General features: G+C 47.5%; 23 protein-coding genes. 4 read left to right on the forward strand and 19 right to left on the reverse strand.

Annotated features, from left to right (window positions below; all coding sequences use genetic code 11):
* Nucleotides 1–6: 6 nt before the first annotated feature.
* From mfd to VN447_RS11200, 3 genes are all read right to left on the reverse strand, one after another.
* Entirely contained in the window at nucleotides 7–3,303 is a 3,297-nt protein-coding gene (gene mfd / locus VN447_RS11190; protein ID WP_414714903.1) for a transcription-repair coupling factor, read from the reverse strand.
* 111 nt (nucleotides 3,304–3,414) lie between these two features.
* Nucleotides 3,415–3,663: an anti-sigma-F factor Fin gene (locus VN447_RS11195; RefSeq protein ID WP_325525441.1), complete on the reverse strand. Its 249-nt coding sequence runs from the start codon at nucleotides 3,661–3,663 to the stop codon at nucleotides 3,415–3,417.
* Complete coding sequence (locus VN447_RS11200) at nucleotides 3,660–4,079, reverse strand: hypothetical protein (RefSeq protein WP_325525442.1); 420 nt, start codon at nucleotides 4,077–4,079, stop codon at nucleotides 3,660–3,662. Before VN447_RS11200 ends, VN447_RS11195 begins: the two co-directional genes overlap by 4 nt.
* A gap of 255 nt (nucleotides 4,080–4,334) precedes the next feature.
* Between VN447_RS11200 and VN447_RS11205 the strand changes: the two genes are divergently transcribed.
* Nucleotides 4,335–5,267 (forward strand): hypothetical protein, encoded by a 933-nt coding sequence (locus VN447_RS11205; protein ID WP_325525443.1) that lies wholly within the window; start codon nucleotides 4,335–4,337, stop codon nucleotides 5,265–5,267.
* 284 nt (nucleotides 5,268–5,551) lie between these two features.
* Here the strand turns inward: VN447_RS11205 and VN447_RS11210 are convergent, their stop codons facing one another.
* From VN447_RS11210 to VN447_RS11230, 5 genes are all read right to left on the reverse strand, one after another.
* Nucleotides 5,552–6,433 (reverse strand): peptidoglycan DD-metalloendopeptidase family protein, encoded by an 882-nt coding sequence (locus tag VN447_RS11210; protein ID WP_325525444.1) that lies wholly within the window; start codon nucleotides 6,431–6,433, stop codon nucleotides 5,552–5,554.
* A 158-nt stretch (nucleotides 6,434–6,591) separates the two neighbouring features.
* Nucleotides 6,592–7,557 carry a class II fructose-bisphosphatase gene (glpX, locus tag VN447_RS11215; protein WP_325525445.1) on the reverse strand — a complete coding sequence of 322 codons (966 nt, stop codon included), beginning with the start codon at nucleotides 7,555–7,557 and terminating at the stop codon, nucleotides 6,592–6,594.
* Nucleotides 7,558–7,634: 77 nt separating this feature from the next.
* Nucleotides 7,635–8,279: a fructose-6-phosphate aldolase gene (gene fsa, locus VN447_RS11220; protein ID WP_325525446.1), complete on the reverse strand. Its 645-nt coding sequence runs from the start codon at nucleotides 8,277–8,279 to the stop codon at nucleotides 7,635–7,637.
* A gap of 47 nt (nucleotides 8,280–8,326) precedes the next feature.
* Nucleotides 8,327–8,962 carry a hypothetical protein gene (locus VN447_RS11225; RefSeq protein ID WP_325525447.1) on the reverse strand — a complete coding sequence of 212 codons (636 nt, stop codon included), beginning with the start codon at nucleotides 8,960–8,962 and terminating at the stop codon, nucleotides 8,327–8,329.
* 211 nt (nucleotides 8,963–9,173) lie between these two features.
* Nucleotides 9,174–9,575, reverse strand: coding sequence for a response regulator (locus tag VN447_RS11230; RefSeq protein ID WP_325525448.1), 402 nt, complete (start codon nucleotides 9,573–9,575; stop codon nucleotides 9,174–9,176).
* A 216-nt stretch (nucleotides 9,576–9,791) separates the two neighbouring features.
* Between VN447_RS11230 and VN447_RS11235 the strand changes: the two genes are divergently transcribed.
* On the forward strand, nucleotides 9,792–11,531 hold the full coding sequence (locus VN447_RS11235; RefSeq protein ID WP_325525449.1) for a DUF6044 family protein: 1,740 nt from the start codon (nucleotides 9,792–9,794) through the stop codon (nucleotides 11,529–11,531).
* On the opposite strand, the gene VN447_RS11240 is transcribed toward VN447_RS11235, so the two are convergent.
* The 8 genes from VN447_RS11240 to VN447_RS11275 form a co-directional block, all read right to left on the reverse strand.
* Nucleotides 11,528–12,109 (reverse strand): Yip1 family protein, encoded by a 582-nt coding sequence (locus tag VN447_RS11240; RefSeq protein ID WP_325525450.1) that lies wholly within the window; start codon nucleotides 12,107–12,109, stop codon nucleotides 11,528–11,530. The two genes, VN447_RS11235 and VN447_RS11240, sit on opposite strands and share 4 nt — an antisense overlap.
* 15 nt (nucleotides 12,110–12,124) lie before the next feature.
* Nucleotides 12,125–13,051 carry a signal peptide peptidase SppA gene (gene sppA, locus VN447_RS11245; protein WP_325525451.1) on the reverse strand — a complete coding sequence of 309 codons (927 nt, stop codon included), beginning with the start codon at nucleotides 13,049–13,051 and terminating at the stop codon, nucleotides 12,125–12,127.
* Nucleotides 13,052–13,287: 236 nt separating this feature from the next.
* Nucleotides 13,288–14,904 carry a CTP synthase gene (locus VN447_RS11250; RefSeq protein ID WP_325525452.1) on the reverse strand — a complete coding sequence of 539 codons (1,617 nt, stop codon included), beginning with the start codon at nucleotides 14,902–14,904 and terminating at the stop codon, nucleotides 13,288–13,290.
* A 92-nt stretch (nucleotides 14,905–14,996) separates the two neighbouring features.
* Complete coding sequence (gene rpoE, locus VN447_RS11255; protein ID WP_325525453.1) at nucleotides 14,997–15,422, reverse strand: DNA-directed RNA polymerase subunit delta; 426 nt, start codon at nucleotides 15,420–15,422, stop codon at nucleotides 14,997–14,999.
* Between the two features lie 174 nt (nucleotides 15,423–15,596).
* Nucleotides 15,597–17,270 (reverse strand): arginine--tRNA ligase, encoded by a 1,674-nt coding sequence (argS, locus tag VN447_RS11260; RefSeq protein ID WP_325525454.1) that lies wholly within the window; start codon nucleotides 17,268–17,270, stop codon nucleotides 15,597–15,599.
* Complete coding sequence (locus tag VN447_RS11265; RefSeq protein ID WP_325525455.1) at nucleotides 17,260–17,748, reverse strand: DUF1934 domain-containing protein; 489 nt, start codon at nucleotides 17,746–17,748, stop codon at nucleotides 17,260–17,262. Before VN447_RS11265 ends, argS begins: the two co-directional genes overlap by 11 nt.
* Nucleotides 17,749–18,131: 383 nt before the next feature.
* The gene (locus VN447_RS11270; RefSeq protein ID WP_325525456.1) at nucleotides 18,132–19,133 is read right to left on the reverse strand and encodes a SpoIID/LytB domain-containing protein; all 1,002 of its coding nucleotides are present in this window, start codon (nucleotides 19,131–19,133) and stop codon (nucleotides 18,132–18,134) included.
* Between the two features lie 42 nt (nucleotides 19,134–19,175).
* On the reverse strand, nucleotides 19,176–19,991 hold the full coding sequence (locus tag VN447_RS11275; RefSeq protein ID WP_325525457.1) for a VanW family protein: 816 nt from the start codon (nucleotides 19,989–19,991) through the stop codon (nucleotides 19,176–19,178).
* Nucleotides 19,992–20,087: 96 nt separating this feature from the next.
* Between VN447_RS11275 and VN447_RS11280 the strand changes: the two genes are divergently transcribed.
* Complete coding sequence (locus VN447_RS11280) at nucleotides 20,088–21,581, forward strand: UDP-N-acetylmuramyl-tripeptide synthetase (protein WP_325525458.1); 1,494 nt, start codon at nucleotides 20,088–20,090, stop codon at nucleotides 21,579–21,581.
* Here VN447_RS11280 and VN447_RS11285 read toward each other — a convergent pair.
* The 3 genes from VN447_RS11285 to VN447_RS11295 all read right to left on the reverse strand — a co-directional run bounded on the left by VN447_RS11285 (nucleotide 21,539) and on the right by VN447_RS11295 (nucleotide 24,121).
* Nucleotides 21,539–22,132 carry a cytochrome b/b6 domain-containing protein gene (locus VN447_RS11285; protein ID WP_325525459.1) on the reverse strand — a complete coding sequence of 198 codons (594 nt, stop codon included), beginning with the start codon at nucleotides 22,130–22,132 and terminating at the stop codon, nucleotides 21,539–21,541. The genes VN447_RS11280 and VN447_RS11285 overlap by 43 nt on opposite strands.
* A 37-nt stretch (nucleotides 22,133–22,169) precedes the next feature.
* The gene (speD, locus tag VN447_RS11290) at nucleotides 22,170–23,012 is read right to left on the reverse strand and encodes an adenosylmethionine decarboxylase (RefSeq protein WP_325525460.1); all 843 of its coding nucleotides are present in this window, start codon (nucleotides 23,010–23,012) and stop codon (nucleotides 22,170–22,172) included.
* A gap of 239 nt (nucleotides 23,013–23,251) precedes the next feature.
* Nucleotides 23,252–24,121: a DUF2156 domain-containing protein gene (locus VN447_RS11295; RefSeq protein ID WP_325525461.1), complete on the reverse strand. Its 870-nt coding sequence runs from the start codon at nucleotides 24,119–24,121 to the stop codon at nucleotides 23,252–23,254.
* Nucleotides 24,122–24,259: 138 nt separating this feature from the next.
* Between VN447_RS11295 and VN447_RS11300 the strand changes: the two genes are divergently transcribed.
* Entirely contained in the window at nucleotides 24,260–24,481 is a 222-nt protein-coding gene (locus tag VN447_RS11300) for a hypothetical protein (RefSeq protein WP_325525462.1), read from the forward strand.
* The last annotated feature ends 166 nt before the right edge of the window (nucleotides 24,482–24,647 follow it).

The following is a 24,647-nucleotide window of genomic DNA, read 5'->3' on the forward strand; positions in this document are numbered from 1 at the left end:
AAGGGTTTAAGTTGACATTTTTTCTGCACCTGTTAATACCAAAAACAACTTGGTTAATGCCTCTATAAGCGGCATAGTAAGCCGTAAAGTCGTCAGTCGCATCGTCTCAGGCGGTCCGGGAATAAAGGAAAGTTTACCGGGAAAAAGATTTTTAGCGTTCATTAAACCACCGTCGGCCACATTAGGCGTATCACCAAAAATAACTTCCACCCGTCCGCCCCGCTCGGCAATCGAGCGGACGCCAATACGGCGTGCCATATTTTTGATTCTGGCAACACCCAGGAGGTTGGTTACCGGCAACGGCGGCTCACCAAAGCGATCAATGAGTTCATCAATCAGTTCAGTTAAATGCGCTTCTTGGCGCACAGCAGCGATCCGCTGGTATATCTCAATCTTATGCATGGCGTCGCTGATATAGTCGCCGGTAAGATAGGCATCAATATTGAGTTCGATCGTTGGCTCGGGCAGCGGTAAACTCGTTTTTCCTGTTTTTAGTTCTTCTACTGCTTCATCTAACAGGCGGCAGTACATTTCAAACCCGACACTGACAATATGCCCGTGTTGTTCTCTGCCTAAAAGGTTACCGGCACCTCTGATCTCAAGATCACGCATGGCAATTTTGAAACCTGAACCAAGCTCGGCAAATTCTTTGATGGCCTGGAGCCGCTTTTCAGCCACTTCGGTAAGCACTTTGTCCCGCCGGTAGGTAAAGTATGCATAGGCCATGCGATGAGAACGGCCAACCCGCCCTCGCATCTGATACAATTGAGACAGACCAAAATGGTCGGCATCATATACGATAATGGTATTGGCATTAGGTACATCCAGGCCGTTTTCAATAATGCTTGTGCAAATAAGCACATCGTCACGGTTTTCATAAAAGTCCAGCATTACTTGCTCTAACAGTTCCTCCGGCATCTGGCCGTGGCCTGTTTTTATAGTGGCATCAGGCAAAATCTCGGTTAGGCGCTGGCGGACCTTATCAATAGTCTGTACCCGGTTATAAACAAAATACACCTGGCCGCCGCGCTTCAACTCACGAACAATTGCCTCACGGATAATTTCTTCGTTATATTCCACAACATAGCTCTGCACCGGAAACCGGTCTTCAGGCGGCGTCTCGATAATACTCATATCGCGCGCTCCGACCAATGACATATGCAAGGTACGCGGTATCGGGGTGGCACTTAGGGTAAGCACATCAAGGTTAGCCCTGAGTCTTTTCATCTTTTCCTTTTGGGCTACGCCAAACCGCTGCTCTTCGTCAACGATCAGAAGTCCAAGATCTTTAAATTCTACATCTGATTGCAAAATGCGGTGGGTGCCGATAAGCACATCCACTTGCCCAAGAGCTAGTTTTTGTAATGTCGCCTTTTGCTCTCTGGCGCTCCGGAACCGGCTGACCACGTCAACTACCGTACCGAAACCGGCGAACCGCGAACTAAAGGTTTGATAGTGCTGCTGCGCGAGAACAGTGGTAGGTACCAGTACAGCCACCTGTTTACCACCCATGACGGCTTTAAAAGCAGCGCGAATGGCCACCTCGGTCTTACCAAAGCCCACATCACCACATAGCAGCCGGTCCATGGGGCGCGGCTGTTCCATATCATGTGTGACTTCAGTAATGGCCTGCAGCTGGTCTGGCGTTTCCTCATAAGGAAATGCGTCTTCGAACTCACGCTGCCAAGGGGTGTCAGGACCAAAAGCATGCCCTACCTGCAACTGGCGCTGGGCATAGAGTTCGATCAACTCTTTCGCCATGTCAGCCACAGCAGCCTTAGCCTTAGTTTTCACTTTGAGCCAGTCGCTGCCACCCATTTTGCTGAGACGCGGCACTTCGCCCTCGGCACCGATATATTTCTGTAAAAGCCCTACCTGATCTGTTGGCACATATAGCTTGTCGTCACCGGCGTAGCGAATATGCAGGTAGTCTTTATGAACACCGCCTACTTCCAGTGTTTCGACTCCAACATATTTGCCGATACCATGATTGACATGAACAACATAGTCGCCAAGATTAATATCGCGAAAGTATGTAATCTGTTGGTCTTTGCCAACGCGAGGCCGACGTTTTTTCTTTTGTCGCCCAAATATGTCCAATTCTGTCAGAACAACCAGCTTAGCCTGCGGTAATTCAAACCCACCTGACAATGCGCCTGTCGACACAACAACCGCACCAGGGATAAGCGGCATATGCCCTTCCTGGGCCATCACAGCGGTTATCCCTTCTTCAGCCAGATTTTGCTGAATATTTGCCGCCTTATCCCGGCTAGGCATAAATAATACAATATTGTGTTTTTTGTCCTGCCAGTTTTTAATTTCAGTAATCAACATGTCAATCTGGCGGTGGAACGGCGCAATGCCTTTGGCCGTAATACTGATAATTTCCGTTGGCTGGGTTCCCGGTATTTTCTGCAGCAGCAGGGACAGATAAACTACATTATACGCCTGGCAGGCAGCCGTCAGCTCAGTCCAGCCAAAAACCCGGCGTTTTATATCCGGGTTTTCTTTGACAATCTTAGTCATCTGCTCTCTGATTCGTGCCGGTTCGTCCAGTACAAGGCAGGAACCGTGTGGTAGATAGGACACAAACACCGCTGGTTTGCCGCTATGTTCAGGTTCAGTCAATGGCATAATATCAGCTAACACCAGGTCTGTTACCGAACGCTGGCTGGCCGGATCAAATTCACGCAGGGAATCAACCTCGTCACCAAACAGCTCTAACCGGAGCGGCAGGCTCCGGTTAACAGCAAAAATATCAATAATACCGCCACGGACACTAAACTGTCCCGCGCTGTCCACCTGGTCAACCCGCTCATAGCCGAACTCAACCAGAGAACCGATAAGTTCCTCACGGCTGATCACACCGCCGCTGTTAATCGTAATACGGCTGTTCAAAAACTCTTGCTTAGGCAGTACTCTCTGCATTGCTGCTTCTGCGGTTGCCAGAACAATAATTTTTTCGCCCCGTGCCATCCGGCTTAAAACATCCATACGCCTTGCCGCCAGTTCAACGCTCTTGGCAGCCGCCGCAAAAGTAACAATATCAATCGCCGGCAATTCTAATACAGGCACCTGAGGCAAGAGTGCCGCAAAATCAGTTCGCAGCAATTCTACGGCTTCATGACTGGCAGTAATAATGATTGTCGGCCGGGGTGAAGCCTGAAACGCCGCTGCCATAAGTACGCTTTTTTGCGCTCCGGTCACGCCGTAAATTACACTCTGGGCACCTACCGCCCCAAAAGCGGCTTGCGCTGCTATGAGCTGCTTATCCTCATGTAAAGCCGCAAATAGCGTCAGCATCGTTTTCTCTCCCATAAAAATACCTCTCACTATTTCCAGGTAGTACCAAAAGGGCTTTAGCCTAGGCTAAAGCCCTATAATATATGTGTTTAAAAAGAAATCGCCTATTATTTAGTGAATATAGCCTTTATTGATGGCTGGCATCCCTAAGGCAACATTGTCGTCAAGTCCCATCGAAGTTATGCAGAAATCGCAAAGCGACTTAACGTGAATGGCGTTTTGCTCCATATCAGTCTTAATTATATCTTGACGCTCCTGAGCAGTCAAGCAGTCAAACCCAAACTTAACCTCGTCGACCTGATCTACTTCTAATGTATCGATATGTTCTCCGCAATATTCACAAGTATAGAAAATTTTCATGGGGTATCCCTCTTTCGTAAGTTTTTGTCCGTTTTATCGGCCAGCAACCTGACAACGGTTACGTTGTAAACCAAATGCACTAAGACGCCTGCAGCCAGCCCGAACCATACACTGCCTGTCATCATCAGTATACCGGCAGTCACGACTCCGAAGAGACTATGCCCGGCAATACTTAAGAGTGAGGCAGTCAAGTGTTTACCACCGTCCTGAACCCAGTCATACATGGCTTCAATTACACCAAATAGCGTATGCACGGGAATAATGGCGGCCCCCAGGTAGTAAGCAAACAGCGTTTTTGCCGCTTCTTCAGCAACCGGCCCCAGACTGATGACGGTTATCGGCCCAATATACCGCATAAACAGCCTGTTTATGAGAAAACTCAGGCTGGCCATCAGTGCGGCAATCACATATTCCATAGCTAATCCTCGCAATATCCGGCGGTTGGAATGGTATAATTATTATTCCCCGAAAAATTAGCCGTATATACCGCACCTTGTTATATCCGATGACTAAGCCGCTCTAAAACTCCCATCTTTTAAAATTGGGAGTTAAGAGCGGCTAAGTCTCTCTTTATCGGTATTTTTTGCTTTGTCAGGCAATATACGACAGGAAAACGCGACCCTATGGCGAAATTATTACCAATAATTGAATGTAAATTTGGAGGGATAGTTTTGCAAAAATCTTGGAACAAATTACTGCGGCTGACAGCGTTGGCTTTGGCCGTTATCTGGTGCCTGCCGTCTATCACCCTGGCAGCCCCAAAACAGCCTACTCCCCCGCCCGCACCTGTCAAAGTGACGGTGCTCGCAACGGCCGGCCTGAACGGCCATATCATTAACTGGGATTATGATCTTCCTAGGACTGCCGATTTTGGCCTTGTTAAAATTTCCAGTCTGGTAAAAAAAGAACGCCAGGCCAATCCCTACACCATCTTAGTCGATGGCGGCAATATGCTCACTGGAACACCCCTGACCCGCTATTTTTCCACAGAGCCGTCCAAACTTCCTAATCCTATGATTGCTATGTACAACTATCTTTATTATGACGCAGTCGTGCTTGGTGAAGGCGAGTTCGCCTATGGGCCTGACTACTTGTCCAAAGCACTCACATCGGCTAAGTTTCCGGTACTGGCTGCCAACGCCCACAGTTCCAGCAAACTCTGGAGCTCCATCAAGCCATACACCATCAAAGAATTTGAAGTAGGAAAAGACAAAAAGAAGGAAAAAATTCGTATTGGCATTATCGGGGTAACAACTGCCAACCCTGACAACAATCCAGCGAATTATGCCGGACTAACGTTTGATGATCAGACAGCTTCGATTAATGCTACTGTTAAAAAGCTGCACAATATAGTGGATGCTGTAATTGTTGTTAAAAATAACGGCTTGGAAATTAACGGCACCGTGGCTGCCGCCCCCGGCAAATTCGGCAGCAGCTTAAGCCGAACTGAGCTGACCTTTGAAAAGGTGGGCAAACAGTGGCAGCTTAAACAATCGGAGACTGCCACCCTTTACTCTGTAATCGCTCCTGTAGATAAAGCTATGGCGGATTTGGCGTGGCCGTATCATGATGCCACGTTGCAACACTTGGGCAAACGTCCATAGCACCCCACCTGCTTCGTTGTCAGTGGCGGGCGCTTGCTTGCGTACTTCCCAGTACGCCGCGCTGCACGTCCTCCTTCCGCCTCGCATCTGGGGCACTCTGAACGTTCGCGGCGCAACTCATATTTCAAAAAAAGCAGTGACTCGTTTCAGCATAGCTGAAACATTGGGGAGATTAGGTGGAGAGCTTACTTCACCTGATTAAACTCCGTCCTATAGAGTCGGGAGTCTTGACTCAGTATATAGAAAAAGAGATTGCCACGTCTGCGACGTGGCAATCTCTTTTTCTATGGCAGTAATCCCATCGGATCAACTGGCTGACCTTCTTTTTGAACTTCGAAGTGCAAATGTGGCCCGGTTGAATTGCCGGTGTTGCCCATTGAGGCAATTCGTTGGCCGGCTCGCACGTATTGGCCCCTTTCGACAAAGTAATCGTCAAGATGACCATATAAACTTACATAGCCACCGCCATGATCAATCATAACGGCATAGCCATAGCCGCCTCGCCATCCGGCCCAAATAACCCGGCCAGCCCGGGCAGCCATAACATGAGTGCCAATGTCATTGGCAATATCAACACCGGCGTGCAAACGCCCCCAGCGCCACCCAAACGGCGAGGAAATTTCGCCTCTAGTCGGCCAGATAAACCGACTGGCAGAAGCCCGCGCTACCGCAGTATCGGCTCTGGCCCAGCGAGCGCCGGGAATAAAAAGCTTTTCGCCAACAGCTACATTGTCACTACTTTTAGCATTGGCTGATTTAATCGTTTCTACCTGAACGCCATATGTATGAGCAATATCCCATAAAGTATCACCAGTATCTACTTGGTAAATAACGCCCTTATTAGGTAGGATGACCAGTTGGTCACCTGGATGGATAAGGTCATTTGTGCCAGGGTTGGCTGCCATAAGTGTCTCAAGGTCAATACCGTAGTGCTCCGCTATACCAAGCAAGGTGTCACCAGAAACAACAACATGTTTCTGAAAGGCTTGCCGACTGGACTCAGGTACAGCGACTGGTGCCTGAGTCACTTGTTGCTCGGTCTTAGGCGGGACATTCGCTGTTTCAGGCAGTGTCTGCACTCCACTAGGAGCCGCCCACACGCCAGCGAGTAGCGCTACCCCGCCTACATAGGCCCATTGCTTGGCATTCATTTTCAGCAGGTTCAATACTATCACCTCGCTTACTAGGCTTATCTCAGTCAACAAAACAGCTGTTGACTTGAATTCTCCCCAGTATTAGCATAAGCGACAGGCCCTGAAAATATGCATAACTTGGATTATTTTTCTGAAAACGTACATATTCTGTACTGTTTTATGCGAAAATACTATGCCCGTTTAATTGGCATCGGCTTTTTATCAAATTTGTGGATCGCGTCGACAAACCGCACTGTACCGGTCGAACCGCGCATTACAATAGAATGGGTGCGGGCACCGCCGCCAAAATAACGTACTCCGCTTAAGAGATCACCTTGGGTAATGGCAGTAGCCGCAAAAATTACTTCATCGCCTTTAACTAAATCGTCGATGGTAAACACTTTGTTGATGTCGGTAATGCCCATAGCCTTAGCCCGTTCGATATCAGCATCATTTTCCGGCCAGAGTCTCGCTTGCATGTCACCGCCAAGGCATTTGACAGCCGCTGCCGCCAATACACCTTCAGGAGCGCCGCCGATACCTAAGAGCATATGGACGGCCGTCCCCTCAATAGCTGCGTTGATGGCTGGTGATACATCACCGTCAGTAATCAGCTTAATCCTAGCCCCTGCATCACGGGCTTCTTTAACAATAGCGGCATGACGCGGACGGTCAAGAATTACAACCGTCAGGTCTTCGACTGAGCGCTCAAGCGCTGAGGCAACCGCTTTTAGGTTTTCTTTCACTGGAGCATTTATGTCAATCTTACCTCTAGCCCGCGGACCAACAGCAATTTTATCCATATACATATCTGGCGCATGCAGGAGACAGCCCCGCGGCGCTATGGCCAGCACGGCGATAGAGCCAGGCAAGCCTTTCGCTACCAGATTAGTACCTTCCAGCGGATCAACCGCAATGTCAACTTCCCGGCCGCCGTGGCCCACTAACTCGCCAATATATAGCATCGGGGCCTCATCCATTTCCCCTTCACCGATTACCACACGCCCGCTGATATTTACCGTATCAAAGGCGGCTCGCATACCATCTACAGCTGCCTGGTCAGCAGCAATTTTATCGCCACGCCCCATCCACCGACCGCTGGCAATAGCCGCAGCCTCGGTAACCCGTACAAATTCCAGTGCTAATTCACGTTCCATAGTGTTACATCTCCTTAAATTCTTGATGGGAAAAATTATGCCGGGCGTCCGCCCGGCATCCTGTGCTCTCAACAGTCTTACATGTTGGCTTTTTGCCAATCTGCCAGGAAGCGTTGTATCCCGGCATCAGTCAGCGGGTGGTTTAAGAGCGACACCAGTACCTTTGCAGGCACAGTAGCAATATGAGCGCCGGCCAGCGCCGCTTGCGTAACATGCATAGGATGACGGATGCTGGCGGCAATAATCTCAGTCTCAATACCGTGAATGGCAAAAACGTCGGCAGTGTCTTTGATAAGGTCAATGCCGTCCTGGCTAATATCATCAAGACGACCAACGAAAGGGCTAACAAAGGCAGCTCCTGCCCGAGCAGCCAAAAGTGCTTGATTGACTGAAAAAATCAAAGTGACATTGGTTTTGATTCCGTCAGCAGCCAAGGCGCTTACAGTTTTTAAGCCATCTACGGTTATCGGGACTTTAATAACCACATTATTGCCGAGCGCAGCCAATTCACGCGCTTCCGGCAGCATCTCTTCAAATTTCGTGCTGATAACCTCAGCACTCACCGGTCCTGGCGTTAGTGCGGCGATTTCTTTAATTACTGCCTTAATATCCTGTTTTTCTTTGGCAATGAGCGATGGGTTGGTAGTTACACCAGCTACAACACCCATCGGCAGAATCTCTTTAATCTCAGTAATGTTGGCTGTATCAAGGAAAAATTTCACAGTCACGTCACCCACTTTTCTTCGCGTTTCTCTATCTAAAATTTTACTTATTTACGACTCGTACGCCTGAGAGGAGCTAGTTCAATAATGCCCATGACCGACACTCGTGCTAAGTCATGCTCATCTTTGGCCGGAATAACCAGCCGTCCATCACATTGACTGCAGGACAATTCGATGGCATCAACGAGCACATCTGCCTCAACGTCAGCATTACCACAACAGCAGTATACCCCTCCCTGCTCGGCAATATCATGGATTTTATTTAAAATCTCTAGTAAAATTTGCGAATTTTCTATCCCTTGACCGTCTGACTGCTCCGCCATTTCGCTGGTTATGCTGGCAACTTCCTGCTTATGTCTGGCAATAGTCTCGTCAATAGCTGCAGGGCTGCCGATAAAACCTAGTTCAAGATTAGCCTGGGCACAATATATTTTACTTGCCTTAGGTTGCCTGAACAGCTTACTGTCAAGGAAGATTAAATGATTGGTCTCACATACTACACAGGGAATATCCAGTAAATATTGATGCCGCCCCGCGCCGGCAATGGAGCCATGTACCTGACCGCAGCTGCAGGCAAGCTGACGCCGTGAGTTATTGAGAGCAAACCGGGAGACATTATGCAGTTCAACATTACCACATCGCGAACAGTAAAGCGCCAATGTGGAAACAGCGCTAATGACCAATTGATATCCCCCCTTGCTCCATATACTTCGCCACCAGCAAAAAAAATCCTGCCTGCACTCGCTTAACTTGGCAGCATCAGGCAAAGAAAACACGGTTTGCGCCGAGCCTTTGGCGAAAGCGAAAGACAATGTTGCCCTTGTCAGCTTGTCAGGATAAAACTACCGTTAACTAATTAACCCGGGGCTTGTATGCCCCGGGTCATCCTCTCTTTTAGCCGATTAACAGCCGGCGCTCATCAAAGCTACTGCCGATATGCTCTTCAATAATCCGGCACAAAGACATAATATCAAACGGTTTGGTGATATAGTCACGCATGCCTGCTTCCCGGGCTTCGTTAACCATATCCAATTCACCGTAGGCAGTCATCATAATTACCTGATCCCCCTGCCCGTGGCGCTTAAGCTCTTTTAGCGTTTCAATGCCATCCATGCCAGGCATCTTCATGTCCATTAATATTACATTTGGTTTAACATCAGTTGCAACCTGTATACCCTCATAACCATTAGAGGCTGTCATAACACTATAACCTTCATCCTGGAGAACTTCAGTAAGCAATCTTCTAATTCCAGGTTGGTCATCAATCACTAGAATCGTTGCCTGGGAACCGCTCATTACTCTGCACCTTGCTTTCTCCATAGTATTCGACCAAGATAACCCCTGACTTTTCCTAATATATCCATATTCGCAATAAATTGAAAATATCCTGCTAATATTTGGAAGAAAATAGAAGTTTTTTCGTTTTTTTCTAATACCCTTGAAATAATTTTCAAAATGTAAAAATTTATGCTAAAATTTGTATGAAAATAATTCTTATGAGGTGCCGCAATTATGCTTAATATAGTAAAAAATATTTTGAAACCCTTATTGAGGCACAAAGCTGCCATTATTTTTACCAGCGTGCTGGCAGCCTATTTAGCGCCATTTATTATTTTGCGGCAAAATGCCCACTTTACCATTAATGATAACTTGGATTGGATTACCGCTTGGACAGTTCTGATCAATAGTGGCAAAACCTTTGATCTGACAGGAACAGTCAGTCAAATGCTGGGCGAAGTGCCGAGAAGCTGCCTGCCAAGTGGTTTTAATGTCATTACCTGGCTGTATCTTGTCTTACCACCGTTCCGCGCTTACCTTGTCAACATGCTCATCGTACATAGCACCGCATTCATTGGCATGTATCTTTTACTCAGACACTATTGTCTTACTGATCAGCGTCAGACCTGGTTGGCGTGGGCGGGCGCGGCATCGTTTGCTACCATCCCCTTTTACACAGTCTACGGACTATCGATTGCCGGACAGCCCTTACTATTCTATGCAATGTTTAATGCATTTCATGATAAAAAAATGACAATAACTGTCGCAATTATTATCTTCTTTGCCCTGTACTCGTCTTTGCCTTTGGTAGGTGTATTTATTCTGGCTGCGCTCGGATTAGCTGCTTTATTTGATTACTGGCGAAACCGAAAAAAACGGCCAAAATTCTGGGGGGCCATCGCCCTCTTAGCCGCCTCGTATTGTATAACCGAAATATGGCTTATCTACAATGCTTTTTTCAGTGCAGGCTTTGTATCAAGCCGTGAGGAAATTGACCGGATTCTTCTGGGACAAGTTCGAGATTGGCCCGGTGTTCAGTCACTCATTATGGAAAACTTTATCAACGGCCAGTATCATGCCGTCAGCCTACACAAATATATTCTGTTTATCGCTGTGCCGCTGGCGCTAGCTCTTGGCTGGCGGCAAAAGCGCGAGTGCAAGTTAATATTGCTGTTACTGCTACTTGCGCTCTGCCTATCGGTTTTCTATGGTTTTCGTTATTCAGAGTTTTTTATGTCAGGAGTCGCTGGTATTAGCTTTTTTAATACCTTTCAAATTCAGCGCTTTCACTGGCTGCATCCGCTTATTTGGTATACTATTTTTGCCCTGACCCTGTCCGTTATCGCTAATATCCGCTACATTGGCCGGCTGCTGGTGGTATTGCTGCTTGTGCTGCAGCTTGGTTTTTTATTTGGCAATAATAGCGAATACTATCTGGCTCTAAAAGAGCAAACAGGCGTCTCGGTTATGGAGAACGCCTGGCTGTATGAGAACATAAGTTATGGGGAATTTTTTTCCGACAGCCTGCTTGAGAAGGTAGATAACTACATCGGCCGGCCCAAGCAGGAATATCGGATTGTCAGCATTGGCCTCTATCCTGCCATTACTCAGTATAACGGTTTTTACACACTTGATGGGCGACTCAATATTTATCCACTTGAATATAAGCACGCTTTCCGGCAGATCATGGCCAAAGAGCTGGCCAAGAACCCCTTCTGGCAACGGTATTTCGACTATTGGGGTATAACCTGCTATATCTTTCCGGCTGAGCTTGAATACTATCAGGTAAGAAAGTCATATCAGTTAAAACTAAATCATATGGAACTTGACATAGCGGCCTTCAAAAGATTAGGCGGCCAATATATTTTATCGGCCGCCGAAATAACAAACTATGAGGAAAACAATCTTGAGTTTTTACAACGGTTTACCGAGGCCTGGTCGCCATGGGAGATTTACCTCTACCGAGCCCGTTAAACATGAAACGGTAAGTGTATCAGGGCTGATCCGGCAAAAATGATAATCGCAGCGATTGTGCCAATAAGCGCCAGTAATGGCGCCATAAGTACAAGTACGGCTTTTGCGCCTGACAGTCCATACGCGCCCCGCAGGGCGATGATATGTAAAGACAGTGTCCAAATCACAACAAATACGCCAATGATACCGAAAAAGACTCCCTGCACACCTGCCGGCAGCAGGGATACAATCACCCATAGCGGCATGACAACTACCCTGGGCAGGTGAGAAAAGCCTAACGCGGAAAACAGGCCAACTGGCGTTCCCCGGCCGCCTGCCAGCTCGGCAATAAAGGCCAATATCGCCGCACTGAGTATCCAGAAAACAAAACTGCCGATGATATGAAGGATAAAGAAAATACCCAGGGCCGGCACGCCTGCAGTGCCCTTGATACCCGCATATAACGCCCACACCGGCACAAGCATGCCTATGGTAAACATAGCTACCGCTTGCCTGGTTAATTTTTTTTCGGCAATATACTGCATAGCTTCCTTAGGTTTAAATAATACATCATAGATTGTCTCGATAAAACTTCCCATAAACTCGCCCCCCCCTTAATTGCTCTGGGGCATGGCCGACGGACTGGCCGAGAGCATTTCTTTTAGGCGTTTAAGCATAATCTGTTCTGAGTTTAAACTGTCCTGAGCGCCTAACAATGCTTCGAGGGCACTAGTTTTTCCATATTCGACAATCTCAGGCTTGCCTTGAATGCCAACCATCGCGGCAGCTCCGTCAATCGCATCATACATATTGCCCAGTTCATCGACAAGACCCAATTCCTTGGCCTGGCGTCCAGTATAAATACGCCCATCAGCCAGTTGGCGCACTTTGTCTGGATCAAGGTGTCGCCCATCAGCGATTACATCAACAAACTGATTGTACATATCATCAACCATGGCCTGAACGATGGCCCGTTCCTCCGTCGTCAGCTGCCGATCTGGTGATAAGATATCTTTATGCGGCCCGCTTTTAATTTTTTCCTGCCGTACACCAATTTTTTTATATAATTCTTCCCAGTTAGAATACGGCATATATACACCAAGGCTGCCAGTTATGGTGGAGGGGTTAGCATATATTTTATCAGTGCAGGCAGCTAGCCAATAGCCGCCTGAGGCGGCCATGTCGGCCATCGAGGTGATAACCGGTTTGCCTGCAGCCCGGAGTTTTTTGAGTTCCTCCCCGACTTCCTGTGAGGCAGGAACAGTGCCGCCGGGACTATTAATCCTGAGTACAACAGCCTTGACAGATGAGTCGTCCCGGGCAGCATGGAGTTGACGAATCAGATGGTCTGTACCACCGCCCTCGCTAAATAATCCAACTTGACCGCGGCCGCCGATAATCATACCTTCCACATAAATAATGGCCAATTTATCGCTGCCAACCATTTTCTTCTGTTTGAGCCCTGGCGTGATAAATAGTGCGGCAATCATCGATATGCCGATAATTAATGCCAGGAAGAGGATCACTGATCTTTTGAACACAATCTTGCCTCCTTATGTTGACCTTTTTAGCATTGAAGAATGTGCGCCAGGGTTAGCGATTCTTTAATACATCCGATATATAGCTTCCACTAAAGATTAGGGGATACTGTTAGTATAAGCATAAGTCAAACGCCAGTGGCGGAGCATTACTAATAGCATGCCGGAGAGAAAATCTTTACTGGATTTCATATAGTTAAAAGAAAACTGTTGGAGATTATCCAACAGTTTTCTCTTCGTTATAGCTTACCCTGTTTATTCGCCAGCGATGCCTTGACAAAATCCCTAAATAAAGGATGTGGCGCAGTCGGACGCGACTTAAATTCCGGATGGAATTGGGTACCGACAAACCAGGGGTGATCTTTTACTTCTACGATTTCGACAAGCCGCCCGTTAGGCAACGTACCACTGATAAGAAGCCCAGCTGCCGAGAGTTGCTCACGGTAGGCATTATTAAATTCGAAACGGTGACGATGGCGTTCGTAAATAATCTCGTCCTGATAGGCTTTATAGGTAAGTGTGTTCTCAGTCACCTTACAGGGGTAAACACCAAGGCGCATTGTGCCGCCTTTATCTTCAACTGCCATCTGTTCCGGCATAAGGTCGATGACCGGATGCGGTGTCTCCGGGTTAAATTCCGAACTGTGAGCATCAGTTAAACCACAGACATTCCGCGCAAATTCAATAACAGCTGTCTGCATACCGAGACACAGGCCAAAGAATGGAACTTTATTCTCCCGGGCATAGCGGATAGCTTTGAGTTTACCCTCCACGCCCCGGTCGCCAAAGCCACCTGGTACTAAAATCCCATCAACATCACCCAGATATGAGGCAAGGTCAGCCTGCTCATCTTCAATATCCTCAGCGTTAATCCACTTTATTTCAATAGCTGCATCATTGGCAATACCGCCATGCCGCAACGCTTCAGATACACTCATGTAAGCATCCTGCAGTGCAACATATTTGCCGACAATGGCAATGCGTACACTACGTGACGGATGTACAATCTTGTCCACCATCTGCCGCCATTCGGTCATGTCGGCACCGGTGTCCTCAATGTTTAGTTTCTCCATCGCAATGCGATCTAGGCCTTCTTTTTCCAGCATGAGTGGTACCTGATAGATGCTGGCGGCATTTTTGTTCTGGATAACGGCGTCACCGTCAATATCACAAAATAGTGCCAGTTTTTCTTTCATTTCAGGCGAAATTTCATGTTCGGTTCGGCACACAATGACATCAGGGTGAATACCGATACTCCGGAGTTCTTTTACACTATGCTGGGTGGGCTTGGTTTTCAGCTCACCTGCTGCCGAAATATACGGCACAAGTGTAACATGTATATAGAGTACACCACCGCGGCCTACTTCTTTCTTAACCTGACGGATGGCTTCCAGAAACGGCAGGCTTTCGATATCGCCGACTGTGCCGCCAATTTCGGTAATAACAATATCGGCATTGTCTTCTTTGCCAACCCGGTAGATGCGCTCTTTAATCTCATTGGTAATATGGGGAATTACCTGGACGGTACTACCCAAATAATCACCTTTACGTTCCTTGTTAATCACCGACCAATATATCTTGCCGGCTGTAACATTTGAGCTTTTGCTCAAGTTAATATCAATAAACCGTTCATAATGACCAAGGTCCAGGTCGGTCTCACCGCCATCTTCAGTAACGAATACCTCGCCGTGCTGATAGGGGCTCATGGTACCTGGATCAAAGTTTATGTACGGGTCAAACTTCTGAATGGTAACTTTGAGCCCGCGGCTTTTAAGGAGACGCCCAAGCGATGCAGCGGTAATCCCCTTGCCAAGCGAAGATACAACACCGCCGGTCACAAAAATATATTTAGCCATAAAAAAATATCCTCCTACTACTTTCCCACAATTAACTGTCTTAATAAAGCTAGTTTTACCAATTATTTAATGTTTTTATCCGATAGCTACCATCAGCTAGTTTCCAACTCTTCTTCATCTTCCTCTTCAGTATCGCCTTCAATCAAATCAGCCGGCTCTTCAGCGAGGCCGGCATCCTCATGATCAAAATCCTGCTGAATGGCGGCCAATAGTTTCTCCCGCCGTACATCATCCTGACGGGCAGCCGCCGTTTCCTCTGCTTCGCGGAGGCTAATGCGCTGCGGCGACCACTCGGTCAGTCCCCAAGTACTTTTGCCGGTATGAACAAACCGGCTGTCTAAATTAATCTGGGTATGAATTTCAGCAATAATATGTGCTTGCGGGCGAACTGTACTGCCCTTTTCGGCAACTACCCTGTCAATTAAATCCCGGTAGTATAACGGATGGCCTGCTGTCTTTAAAATTTGATACGCTAAGCTGACTTCCGCAACATCTTTTTTTGATATATTATTTGCCATAATTTTAACCTCCGCACTCAACAATCCGCTGCTATCCTGGAGCTACACATCACTGATACCCCCCGTTTTTTTTAAGCGGCGGCATAAGTATTGCTAAGCTCTGGATTAGTTCAGCTAGGCCGCCCGCAGGCGGCAAGTTTCACTTTATATTCAACAAGCAGAGGCAAATTCCTGCTACATTTTTTCCGGAGCGGCCACTCCCAGGATCTTTAGCGCCTGTCTGATGGTTGACTTTACGGCTGTTACAAGCGCAATGCGGGCGATTTGCAAGTCGGGTTCTACCCCCATAATCCGGCACTGGTTATAGAAGGTATGGAACATACCGGCCACCTCATGCGCATAGCGGGCAATACGGTGTGGCGCACGTTCCCGGGCCGCACTGGCAACTTCTTCCGGAAACTTTGCCATCTTTTTAATCAGGTCAATTTCAATTGGTTCGGTCAACAAGCTGAGCGAATTGTTATTGCTTGCCCTGGCTTCGGACACATTAATTCCAGCCTCGGCAACCTGCCGGAAAATACTGCATATCCGTGCGTGAGCGTACTGAATGTAATAGACCGGATTGTCATTCGAATGTGATTTAGCCAAATCAAGATCAAAGTCAAGCTGGCTGTCAATGGAACGCATGATGAAGAAAAAGCGGGCTGCGTCCCTGCCGACTTCCTCGATCAGTTCGCTTAAGGTTACGCCCTGGCCTGTCCGTTTGGACATTTTGACCAGTTCGCCGTTTTGATACAGACTGACCATTTGCAGTATAAGTACTTCCAGGTTATCCGGGTTATACCCCATAGCCGCAATCGCTGCTTTAACCCGGCTGATATAACCGTGATGGTCAGCACCCCAGATGTTAATGACCCGGTTAAAGCCACGGGCAAATTTGTCACGGTGATAAGCAATGTCAGCCGCAAGATAAGTGGGTACGCCGTTGTCCCGGATAACTACCCGGTCTTTGTCATCACCATAGACTGTCGATTTGAGCCACAGCGCCCCGTCTTTTTCATACATATTGCCGTTGCCTTTTAAGAGTTCACATGTCTCAGTTACAGCCCGGCTTTGGTGCAGCGTGCGCTCACTATACCAGACGTCAAACGCGACCCCAAATTGCTCCAAATCTTCTTTTAGGCCGGCCAGTTTTTCAACGAGCGCCAGTTCTTTAAATTCAGCTAGGCGCTCAGCTGCTGGCAGCGCCAGATACTTATCGCCATGATGGTTAATAATTCTTTGCGCAGTATCAACGATATCGCGCCCGTGGTAGCCGTCTTCAGGAAACTCGGCCGCTTGTCCTAGAAGTTCGAGGTAACGGGCATTGACCGAAGCTGCCAGATTGTCAATCTGATTGCCAGCGTCGTTTATGTAGAATTCAGCTTCAACCTGATAACCAGCCGCTCTTAAAAGGTTAACCAATGCACTGCCGACAGCCGCGCCCCGGCCATGCCCCACATGCAGTGGTCCAGTAGGGTTAGCGCTGACGAACTCTACCTGAACCCGTTCTCCCTGTCCCGAATTTGTCTGGCCAAAATCATCACCGGCCGCTAGCATTTTGGCCAGTTCCTGATACAGCCAGTCAGACTTTAAATAAAAATTAATGAAGCCAGGACCGGCAATGACAGCCTTTTCCAGCCAGGATGCGTCAAGTCGCTCGACAATAGCCTGAGCAATGAGACGTGGATTGGTTTTTGCCGCCTTGGCGGACTGCATAGCAAAATTGGTGGCATAGTCGCCAAACTCTTTTTGCGGCGGAACTTCGAGCGCTATGTCAGGCAACTGCTGAGCGGCAAATACGCCGTCAGCCATGGCTTTTGCAGCTGCTTGCCCAATTGCAGCGATGAGCTGTTGTCTAATGTCCATTCTTCTTATCCCCCTGTACAATGACGGCAAGCGTATTGGCACTTTGCCATTGTCCGTCAATTTCAAGTTCGTATTCAATGTTTACTCCGGTAACCCTGCTGTTATCTGCGGTACGGGTTACGGTCAGACGCGTTGTTCGCACACCCATTTTCATCGTGCCATATGGCGTAACATAGCTGGAAGAACAGCATTTGCCAATACGGAATTCTTGCCGCTGTTCCACTCGGCCCATACGAACCAGCAAACAATAGTCTGGATATATTTTTAACAGCGTAGTGGCGCCCTCCATGCCGCTAACCTCAGTCTCCTGATAACTGATATAGTGAACACCGTTCTTGCAATGACTACGCCCGTGAGTAAACAGCTCGATTGTATTTTCTTCGCCATGAGCGTCCCGCTGGGAACCGGTCACAGTAATCAGGACATGGTCAATACCAGTATTGCCGTTTAGCGCCTCTATCAGACTCAATCCTTTCAAAGTACCTTAACTATAATATTATAGCGTAGTCGAAAGCAGCTGCCAATATTCCCTGCAAAAAATTCTTAAGAAAATTAAAAGCGAGATTGCCACTATGTTCGCAATGACGTGGGCGAGAACGCAGTTCTCTGATCATCGCTAACGCTAGTATGGCAATCTCACTATGTGGTGCTTGAGGCAACACTATTACATTATCTTCTAAGGACTGCACTAAGCTACTGGTTGATGTCTGCACCAATACCCTTTCCTTATAGCCGAAAAAATAGCTTGCGCCGCCTGTCCGTGCGTACCAGACAAGCGGCGCATTCCCCGGGAGGTAGCCGCCATACTACCTCGCGTAATTAATGTATGCAAAACTTGAATTAAAATTCACTATATCGACTCTATTGCCATAGTTTTTTTACTTCAGCACCAGGGTAGTAATATTTGATAATGTCTTTAGCCTGCTTGCCTTCTTTGGCAAAGGTATACGCACCCCATTGGCATAGTCCAACGCCATTACCCCAGCCCTGGCCCTTAAAGACAAAATTGCCGCCATCATAAGTCATTTCGGTAACCAGCGTTGATTTGAGCTGGTCATAGCCAACAGCACGCCGGAAATCAGAGCCATAGATTTTTTTATTGCCGGCACCAATATAGAGAATCCGGCCTGAGGGTCCTTTCTCCAATATGCGGATATCGTCAGGGTTGCCGCTATAGCCAATAGCTGCTGCAACCTGTGTTGCCGGAATTTTAACCGTCCACGATTTTATGTTTTCAGGCGCGTACTGAAAACAATTGTCAGTCACAGGCTGAAAATACGGTGTCGGGTGGTCAATCTCTGTCGGGAAGCTCTCTTCCCTGGTTGCACCAATCTGCCCGTTACAGGAACTATAAATTGCATTAACAAGACCGCCAGCATACAACAAGACCTCCCCGCGCGTACTATTTACAGCTTGCCGCACACTATCATTGACTTTTTGCGGTGCATAGGCCTGAAGTTCATCTTTGGACGTGCTGACATCAGCATTGTGCAGTCTCTTAATTGTACCTGCCTCGATGGCGCTCATTGTCAGTGTCCGCGAAGCAATGGCCTGGGCAGCTAACGCCTCCATCGGCCAATCAGGCTCCATCTCTTGCGCAATAACACCCTCGATGTACTTTTCCAGAGCCATGGTAGTGACAGAACCCTTATCTGCCAGGTATACACTTACCTGTGGCTCACTAGGATATTTTGAGACATCAAAAGCCGGTACGCCCGGAATCGGCGCAGGTGCTTGTTCGGTAGGCGCCGGCGGTGCCGGTGCAGGTTTTGGGGCGGGAGGCTTGAGTAGCGTGTATGCTCCCGTGATGAATAGAAATGCTGTTCCTACGACTAGTGCGGTATTCAATGTTGTTTTTTTCATGCACTCCCACCTCACCATTAGTATGCCAGGACAGATTCTAGCTTATGCGTCAGGCAAAGCCCACAAATCAACGGTCATCTTAGAGCTTTCGTCGTGAACAAAGGCCCGGATTAGCAGCCGCCAGCGCGTTGTATTAAGAAAACGGAGATCTTTATCAGTGTAGGTTGTAGCGTCTTTTCCTGGTGGTACATAGGTAACCGGCTTAGAATGGGGGTGGCGTTCAGTCACTTTGAGTTCAGCGGCCAAAGCAGCATTATATAGAGTAGATGACACTTGGCACATGCCGCCGCCCAGTCCTTGTTCCTTCTGCCCACTATCGCCAAATACAATGGCCGACTGGAAGCCGCGTGCCTCCGTCGGCTCACCTGTTACCTGATTGAAGGAGAATTCTTGCCCCGGGGCAATCAAGGTGTTATTGACCAGCTTTGCTGTAAGCCGGATGTTGACCAGTCGTCCGGGACTCTTGTCCAAAATAGGCGTAGTATAGGCACTCAATCGGCGGGCACGCGCCAGAGCATCCCGGGTTATCTCTGGCAAAAAGGGCTGGTAAACCACCGTAATACTGCTGCCAGACGGGGCTGCTAACAATTCACTCAGGGTTGCTGAAACATCAAGCCGCTGACCTGGCCGCTCAGGGATCACACCGCCTGTCACCGGGTCAAAACCAGCATTAACTGCTGGTACATCCTTGGCTTTAGCCAAATTTGTCAACAGTTTGCCGGCTTCCTCAGCAGACAAGCCGCCGGCCGGCTGTCCTTCGACATAGACACCCTCTGCCACCAGCTTATCTTCCGGTTTGGGGGCCGGGGGGTTTAGACCACAGCCGACGCTTAAGAATAGCCCGACACTAATTAGCATTGAAAGAATCAAAAAAAGTTTTTTTATCAGGGCTCACCTCCTGCCAGTAATGTGAATACCTTGGAGTATCATGTTTGCTGGTAAGGGGGAAGTGGTATGCAGGACTTTTGCGATATTGCCGCTAGAGCCACAGGAATTACCTGCCACTCGGACAAAGTAAAACAAGGCTGTATTTTTGTCGCCATTCGCGGCCGCCAAGCGGACGGAAATGCATTTGCGCAAGCGGCTGCCGCTAAAGGTGCGCTGGCTGTTGTGACCGATTGCCCGGATCGCTTGCCACCGCTCTTGATTCCGGTCATTTCTGTACAGGACGCCAGGTTGGCGCTGTCTGAGCTGGCAGCCGCCTTTTATGATAACCCGTCACACAAGCTCAATCTAGTTGGTATAACAGGCTCAAATGGAAAAACTACCATTGCCTGTATGCTAGAGCATATTTTTTATCAAGCCGGCTGCCAAACCGGACTCATTGGCACAGTTCGCGTCAATACCGGAAAAAGTTCTTTCCCCAGTACCCTTACAACACCGGATGCGGTTAGTATTCATAAATACCTTGCGCAAATGGTTGAGAACAAAGTAACCCATGCCGCAATGGAGGTATCGGCCCAGGGTGTTGACATGCACCGCGTGGCGCATGTCCGCTTCGCAGTAGGACTGCTTAGTAATGTCTGTGCCGATCATCTTGACTTCCACGGCAGCTTTGCCAGCTATCTGGAAGCAAAATCCAGGTTTTTGGACTTGCTTGACCCAGCAACACCGCTAATTATTAATATTGCTGACCCTTACTGCCAGGCAATCGCCAGCCGGTTTTCGGGACATCAGATTACAGTCGGCTTTGACAGTCAGGCTGACGTCTTAGCCCGGATAACCCAGGTTACCGCGTATGGCAGCTTATTTATCCTGGAAATAAATAAGCCGCTGACCACGACCAGCGGTCAGTCATTACCAATTGCCAGACACGCCTTCAGGTTGTCCATTCCTGGACGCCATAATATTGAAAATGCACTGCTTGCGTCGACTGCTGCCCTTATCCAGGATATCGCGCCAGAGGTCATTGCCGATGCGCTGGCCAACTTTAAGGGAGTCGAACGGCGAATGAATGTTTTCCACACTGCGGGTTTGACCATTGTCGATGATACCGCCTTAAACCCTGGGAGTATTGACGCAGTGTTCGATACTATTGCAGCATTCCGTTATAACCGGCTAATTGTCGTCAACGCGATTCGCGGTCAACGCGGACCGGCGATTAATGCGGCCAATGCCGCTGTCATTGCCTGCAGGGGGCGCACATTACCATTTAACCTTGTCATTACCGCTAGTACCGACCATGTTAGTCAGGCCGATGCCGTATCAGACGAGGAGCGAATGGCTTTTTTAACGACTCTCAACAACCTGAAAGTCAGTTATACATACCTCAGTACCCTGACTAAAGCCATTAGGGCCGCCCTGAATGAGGCAGTCCCAGGTGATTTGATTTTACTCATCGGTGCCCAGGGCATGGATGCTGGTCGTCAAGTGCTGACAACATTAGTGAACGCAGCAGGAGTCTCTCACTCTCCGGAGCCTTGCCCCTTGGGTTCTTTCTTGACATAGCCGGAAAACATGGCCTGAAGCTTAGCCGGTTCTTCGGTAAAGACCAAATATAAATGCAGCGGAATAGTTGCTAAAAAAAACATGGCAATAGCGTAAAAAATGATCCTGCTTCCCATAAGTCCGCCGAACGGTCTGCTGAGCCAGGAGGCATGCTCCGGAAAAAAGTGCGGCAAGGCGGCAAAGCCTGATAACAAAACGACCAATCCCCAGGAAGTAAACAGTACTTTTTGCCCAGGGTTATAGCGGCCATAGTTAGGGTGGTTTTCAGTGATAAACAACGCATACCGGAAAAAGCTGCGTATATTGGGAATATCCCGTGATGTAAACAACACTTCAGTATATTTACCGGTAACAATATAATAGTAAATCTGCCCAAATAGATTTAGTATAAGAAATATCCCGGCAATGCTGTGGGTTTTGCGTATTAAGCCATAAGGCAGACCACCCCAGGGGTCATGCAAATATAGCCCGGTTATCACTAAATACACGACGGCCGAAAACATAACCCAATGAAAAATTCGTACAGACAGGGGATGTAATAATAGTTTCATAAAAATAAAATCCCCCATATGGGGGATTTTAATGTACCTATAATTTAAGATTCACTTTTGGTATATTTTTACCATAGAAAATTTCAGCCATTTCTTTTTTAAGCCGCTGTTTAATTTTTTTCTTTTCACCGACCATCAATTCTTTTTTGGCTGTACCAAACAAGTAGTTATCCAGGTCGAACTCCTTCAAGAGCATCTTGGTGTGGAAGATGTTTTCCTGATACACGTTCACATCGATCATTTGGTACAAGTCACGGTTGTCGCTGGAAATATAGTTTTGGATCGAATTTATCTTATGGTCAATGAAGAACTTTTTACCGTTCACGTCACGGGTAAAACCGCGCACCCGGTAATCAATAGCGGCGATGTCAGGATGAAAGGTATTAATTAGAAAATTAAGCGCCTTGAGCGGCGAAATCTGGCCACAGGTAGAAACATCAATATCGGCCCGGAAAGTACTGATCCCTTCGTCCGGATGGCTTTCAGGATACGTATGAACAGTGATATGGCTCTTATCCAAATGACAAACAACAGCATCAGGCATTGGTTCGTTGAGCTCACACTCACCGCAGTCCTCAGTATCTACGGGTTCACCAGGCTGGTTGACCGGCTCCTCTGAGATCAGCATGGTAACACTGGCACCCTGAGGGTCATAGTCCTGCTTGGCAATGTTTAAGATATTAGCCCCTATCATATTAGCCACTTCTGTCAGAATATTGGTCAGACGTTCGGCGCTATATTCCTCATCAATATATTCTATATATGAGTGACGGTGCTGCGGGGTTTTCGCATAACAGATATCATACATATTAAAACTGACTGTTTTGGTGAGATTATTAAATCCGTAGAGCTTTAACTTTTTAATTGATTTAATTTCCATCTTGCTTGTTCTTCTCCTCACAGATAAAATATTGGCTACAACCAAAAGCACCGCAGCGAACCATACTATTTTCGCTATGTAAATACAAACAGTTCTAGAAATCAACAAAAAATCCTTTAAAAATTATACCATAACAAATCGAAAAGTATAGGGTGTTTCCGGCCAAAATTTTTGGACCTGTAGCTATCGCTACAGGTCTTTTAGCACCATCTAGAATAGTTTGCCCGGTAGTTGGTTTACTATTTGAAAGTAGTAATAAATTTTTCGATCATTTTTACCGGATAATACGACTCTTTGGCTTTACGCAAGCCTTCCAGCCCCATATCCTCTTCCCGGTTGATATACTCAAGGTGCTGCCAGGCATTTTCACAAAACTTCTGATTAATGACCGGATACACCCCGCGAATATCTGGGTTGGCTTTTTCCACATGGATGACAGCCATATTGCTGTTTAGCTGTTCGCCAAAGGTAAATGCCTCCACTTTGCCACCAATGGTAATCAGTCCACCAACCAAATTAAGCTCAGTCCAATGGGTAAGCACCTCAATAATGGCGTCTCTTTCTCCCCGTAATGTCGGGTCGTCGTCACAACCTTTTTTCCTGCACCACTCAAGCTGATTTTCGATACAGTGCGGAACCCACTCTGGGGTTAGCGGCTCATATTGATAATTGCTGTAGGTACGAAGAAAGCTGTTAATATGATTTTTCTTGCTATGATATTTACGGCCTTTTAATTCAATTAAATCCTTGCTATGATAGACATAATCAAAGTTGTCACGGTCCCCGGTAAAATTAAACTGACCAGGCCGCCATTTTTCAATAAGATCAACCATAAATTTTTCCACCCCCCGGATGACGAAGGGCATGTTTTGCGCGGCAAAGAGATCGGCCATTTCTTCCAGTACAGGTACTATTGCCTCGTCAGGGCCCACCGGCTGAAGCATATACTGCTGACCATCATAGCCAGCTTTGATCAGCAGGCAACCGTTTTTCTCAGCCCACTTAATGGAATATATGTTGCGCCACATAAATAAGTTGGTGAAGTTTAAATGAGCATTTTCGTAGCGCCGCTGGCTAAAATACTTATCAAATAAGGGTTTTTGCGCCAAGGTAATATCCTGGAAATTGATACTAAGACCCCCTAATTATTACTGAACTGGCCTTGCTGCCAGTTTTAGCATTTAGTATAGTACTCTCTATTATATTCCTGGCATTACGAACACGCAATACGATACGGAGGTGATAACATGGCCAAACGTGCTCCCACTATATTATATGGCGATTGCCCATATCTTAAAAGGCGCCACAGCATTATTGCCGTGTACCGGGAAACCCGCATTCCAGGTGAAGCTGTGCCGCACTACCATGTTGAAGAAATAGAGTGCGATTATAATGATGAATGCCCCCTCGAAAAATGCCAACTGGCAGAAAATGCGCCCAAGCACCCACCCGGTATCGGGCTGGGTTAGCGAAGGAACGGCGAATTCTGGCGCCAAGGGACGGTTATTGTGAAAAAAAATATACTGAAGGTCTCAAAAAAACGCACAACAAAATAAGCCTATCAAATAGACGAATAAAAAAGTACTGATAAGCTATTGAATATCGATAATTAAGTGCGGTATAGTTAAGTTAGCT

The organism is Sporomusa sp. (assembly GCF_035561155.1).
In the GTDB taxonomy this organism is placed as follows: Bacteria; Bacillota; Negativicutes; order Sporomusales; family Sporomusaceae; genus Sporomusa.

Excerpts from the sequence above, each read along its gene's own strand:
- mfd (WP_414714903.1), bottom strand. The coding sequence starts at position 3,303 with ATGCTGACGCTATTTGCGGCTTTACATGAGGATAAGCAGCTCATAGCA.
- VN447_RS11195 (WP_325525441.1), bottom strand. The coding sequence starts at position 3,663 with ATGAAAATTTTCTATACTTGTGAATATTGCGGAGAACATATCGATACA.
- VN447_RS11200 (WP_325525442.1), bottom strand. The coding sequence starts at position 4,079 with ATGGAATATGTGATTGCCGCACTGATGGCCAGCCTGAGTTTTCTCATA.
- glpX (WP_325525445.1), bottom strand. The coding sequence starts at position 7,557 with ATGGAACGTGAATTAGCACTGGAATTTGTACGGGTTACCGAGGCTGCG.
- VN447_RS11230 (WP_325525448.1), bottom strand. The coding sequence starts at position 9,575 with ATGAGCGGTTCCCAGGCAACGATTCTAGTGATTGATGACCAACCTGGA.
- VN447_RS11235 (WP_325525449.1), top strand. The coding sequence starts at position 9,792 with ATGCTTAATATAGTAAAAAATATTTTGAAACCCTTATTGAGGCACAAA.
- VN447_RS11240 (WP_325525450.1), bottom strand. The coding sequence starts at position 12,109 with ATGGGAAGTTTTATCGAGACAATCTATGATGTATTATTTAAACCTAAG.
- VN447_RS11250 (WP_325525452.1), bottom strand. The coding sequence starts at position 14,904 with ATGGCTAAATATATTTTTGTGACCGGCGGTGTTGTATCTTCGCTTGGC.
- rpoE (WP_325525453.1), bottom strand. The coding sequence starts at position 15,422 with ATGGCAAATAATATATCAAAAAAAGATGTTGCGGAAGTCAGCTTAGCG.
- argS (WP_325525454.1), bottom strand. The coding sequence starts at position 17,270 with ATGGACATTAGACAACAGCTCATCGCTGCAATTGGGCAAGCAGCTGCA.
- VN447_RS11270 (WP_325525456.1), bottom strand. The coding sequence starts at position 19,133 with ATGAAAAAAACAACATTGAATACCGCACTAGTCGTAGGAACAGCATTT.
- VN447_RS11275 (WP_325525457.1), bottom strand. The coding sequence starts at position 19,991 with ATGCTAATTAGTGTCGGGCTATTCTTAAGCGTCGGCTGTGGTCTAAAC.
- VN447_RS11280 (WP_325525458.1), top strand. The coding sequence starts at position 20,088 with ATGCAGGACTTTTGCGATATTGCCGCTAGAGCCACAGGAATTACCTGC.
- VN447_RS11285 (WP_325525459.1), bottom strand. The coding sequence starts at position 22,132 with ATGAAACTATTATTACATCCCCTGTCTGTACGAATTTTTCATTGGGTT.
- speD (WP_325525460.1), bottom strand. The coding sequence starts at position 23,012 with ATGGAAATTAAATCAATTAAAAAGTTAAAGCTCTACGGATTTAATAAT.
- VN447_RS11300 (WP_325525462.1), top strand. The coding sequence starts at position 24,260 with ATGGCCAAACGTGCTCCCACTATATTATATGGCGATTGCCCATATCTT.